Annotated in this window: 3 protein-coding genes and 1 pseudogene; all 4 read left to right on the top strand. The window is 44.7% G+C overall.

Going from position 1 to position 3,051, the window contains the following annotated elements; translation table 11 throughout:
• Positions 1-34: 34 nt before the first annotated feature.
• A complete protein-coding gene (pdxA, locus tag B4H32_RS12540; RefSeq protein WP_286803353.1) occupies positions 35-1,009 on the top strand; it encodes a 4-hydroxythreonine-4-phosphate dehydrogenase PdxA in 975 nt (324 codons plus the stop codon).
• Between the two features lie 32 nt (positions 1,010-1,041).
• A complete protein-coding gene (gene rsmA, locus B4H32_RS12535; protein WP_286803351.1) occupies positions 1,042-1,854 on the top strand; it encodes a 16S rRNA (adenine(1518)-N(6)/adenine(1519)-N(6))-dimethyltransferase RsmA in 813 nt (270 codons plus the stop codon).
• A 1-nt stretch (position 1,855) separates the two neighbouring features.
• Positions 1,856-2,695 carry a symmetrical bis(5'-nucleosyl)-tetraphosphatase gene (locus tag B4H32_RS12530; RefSeq protein ID WP_004757151.1) on the top strand — a complete coding sequence of 280 codons (840 nt, stop codon included), beginning with the start codon at positions 1,856-1,858 and terminating at the stop codon, positions 2,693-2,695.
• A gap of 158 nt (positions 2,696-2,853) precedes the next feature.
• Positions 2,854-3,051: pseudogene (locus B4H32_RS12525) on the top strand (glycosyltransferase family 1 protein); the annotation flags it as partial.

Below are 3,051 nucleotides of genomic sequence, written 5' to 3'. Positions count from 1 at the left end.
GCCATACTGAGTGTGATAAAGCTTGGAAACTCGGATGATTATGCTTCCTTTATATGTCACATCAGGTGAACCTGCGGGGATTGGTCCTGATATTTGCTTAAGTTTGGCTGGGCGAGTGGATGAGCGCCCAGTGGTGGTTTTGGCGGATATGCAGATGTTGCGGCAGCGGGCAAAACAACTGGGCAATCCTGTTGAACTGGTTGCATATCAGGGACAGGAGCAGTCAAGTCTGTCAGGACAGCTTTTTGTGGAGCATATCCCTTTAGTTGAACCTGTTGAACTAGGACAATTAAATCCCGCCAATGCGGCTTATGTGATTGAGCAGTTAAGACGTTCAGCCGATTATGCGATGTCTGGATGTAGCGTGGGTGTTGCAACGGCAGCTGTGCAAAAATCCGTGATCAATGATGCAGGCATTACCTTTAGTGGCCATACGGAATACTATCAGGAATTTGCAGGTGTTGACCGTGTGGTGATGATGTTGGCCACCAAAACATTAAGGGTTGCTTTGGTCACAACACATTTACCCTTGCGAGATGTACCTGATGCGATTACTAAAGAGCGTTTGCATCAAGTGATTGATATTCTTATTCATGATTTAAAAGCAAAATTTAAAATAGCTACGCCCCGTATTTTGGTCTGTGGTCTCAATCCCCATGCAGGTGAGGATGGCTATCTGGGACGCGAAGAAATAGAGATCATTAATCCTGTGCTGGAAACCTATCGCCAGCAGGGGATTCACATCAGTTTAAGTTTGCCCGCCGATACATTATTTACCCCTGATCACCTCAAAGAAACAGATGCGGTGTTAGCCATGTATCACGATCAGGGCTTACCTGTGTTAAAATCACAGGGCTTTGGTGAAGCGGTAAACATTACATTAGGCCTGCCATTTATTCGAACCTCTGTCGATCATGGTACGGCACTTTCTCTTGCAGGCACTGGACAGGCAAAATCGTCAAGTTTGCATGTTGCGGTTGATTTAGCACTTGATTTAGCCCGTCAGTGATTGAGGGATAAATTATTCATGTTGGAATTATTATGTATCAAATTAATGCCCTAAACCCTAAAGATGAAGGGCATCAGGCTCGAAAACGTTTTGGTCAGAACTTTTTGCATGACCAGCGTGTGATTGCCAAAATTGTACGCTCAGTGAATCCACGTGCGGGCGATAATATTGTCGAAATCGGCCCAGGTTTGGCTGCGCTGACATCGCCTCTTATTGGGGAATGCGATGCACTTACAGTGGTTGAACTGGACCGTGATCTGGCAGCAGGCTTGCCTGCTCGCGTGCCACATCCAGAACGTTTAACCATTGTTGAGGCCGATGCCTTAAAATATGATTTCACCCAGTTGTTTCAGGCAGGCCGTCCACTACGTGTCGTAGGAAATCTGCCCTATAACATTTCAACCCCACTCTTGTTCCATCTGTTAGAGTTTGGTGACAAAGTCAAAGACATGCATTTCATGTTGCAGAAAGAAGTGGTTGATCGTATTACCGCTGTGCCAAATACCAAAGAGTACGGGCGGTTATCGGTGATGATTCAGTATTTCTGTAAACCAACCTTTTTGTTTGAAGTACCACCAGGTTCATTCAATCCACCACCGAAAGTGACTTCTGCGGTATTTCGTTTGGAACCTTATGAAACTAAGCCAATTATCGCCAAAAATGAAAAAGCTTTGGCGCGTTTGGTTGGCCATGTGTTTACCCAGCGCCGTAAAACCTTGCGTAACAGCTTAAAAGGCATGTTGGTTGAAGAGGGTTTTGAGAAAGCAGGTGTGGACCCTATGGCACGTCCAGAAACCTTGAGTCTGGCTGATTTTGTGGCCTTGTCTGATCAAATGGTGCCTTAAAATGTCCAATCGCTATAATTATGTCATTGGTGATGTGCAGGGCTGCTTTGAAGCCCTGAAAGCGTTATTGAAAGAAATTCGCTTTGATCCAGATCAGGACTTTTTATGGTTTGCAGGTGATTTGGTTGCGCGTGGTGAAAACTCGGTGGGTGCCTTGCGCTTTGTTAAAAAGCTGGCTGACCGAGGCGCTGCTGCAACCGTTTTAGGCAACCATGATTTAACCCTGATCGCCTGCGCGCGTGGCTTGAAGAAAATCAAAGACAAAGACCGTACACAAGAGATTATTGACGCAATTGATGGTGATGAACTGATTGATTGGCTGCGTAAACAGCCTTTAAGTCTATGTCCGAATGATCACACCTTGATTACCCATGCGGGTGTGCCTTGTATTTGGTCGGCAGAACAAACTGTGCAGTTGGCAAGTGAAGTGCAACAGGTGGTTGGGCATGACGATCTTACGGTATTGGATGCTTTCCTTGCAGAAATGTATGGTGAGCAACCTGATCTTTGGTCAGATGATTTGAATGGGCAGGCTCGCTTGCGTTGTATTACCAATTATTTAACCCGTATGCGCTTAACCAATGCGGAGGGTAGGCTGGAGTTTGAGTTTAAGGATGCACTGGATGCACCGATGCCAACAGGCTTTCAGCCGTGGTTTGAGTTTGAGAGTCAGGCGGCCAAAACCCACCAATTAATTTTTGGACATTGGGCGGCGTTGCAGGGTAAAACCATTAGCTCTCAAATTCAAAATGTTGATGGTGGCTGTGTCTGGGGGCAGCAACTGGTTGCCTTGCGTTTAGAGGATCAACAGTTGTTTAAGGTGGATAATCCGTTGGCTTAGTAAAACTCTGAATTATTTTTTATTGCTCCGCTTGATGTTTAAGTGCAGCATTTTTGTTTTTTAAAGCTGTCAATAAACTGTCATACACTGATCATTAAAGTGTCAAAAAATATTTATAAGCTAAACGTATGAAAATAACGACACAAATGGATGGCGATATGCAGAGTACATACGCGACATCTCTATTAAAGCAAGATCAGTTTCCTGAAAATTTTAAATTCTATTTTAAAAGGAAGCAGCAAAAAGATCAGTCTTATGAACGATCCGAACTGCGGGATTTGGTTCGTCCACGTCTTAGAATCGCAATTGTAACTGAAACATGGCCACCAGAAATCAATGGTGTGGCTTTATCCATG

This window comes from Acinetobacter sp. UBA2063 (genome assembly GCF_002333245.1).
GTDB classification, from domain to species: domain Bacteria; phylum Pseudomonadota; class Gammaproteobacteria; order Pseudomonadales; family Moraxellaceae; genus Acinetobacter; species Acinetobacter parvus.
The sequence above is the reverse complement of the archived record's forward strand: the minus strand, read 5'-3'. Positions and strand labels throughout refer to the sequence as shown.

Bases quoted from the DNA above. Each gene is read 5' to 3' on its own strand.
- pdxA (WP_286803353.1), top strand. From the start codon at position 35: ATGATTATGCTTCCTTTATATGTCACATCAGGTGAACCTGCGGGGATT.
- rsmA (WP_286803351.1), top strand. From the start codon at position 1,042: ATGTATCAAATTAATGCCCTAAACCCTAAAGATGAAGGGCATCAGGCT.
- B4H32_RS12530 (WP_004757151.1), top strand. From the start codon at position 1,856: ATGTCCAATCGCTATAATTATGTCATTGGTGATGTGCAGGGCTGCTTT.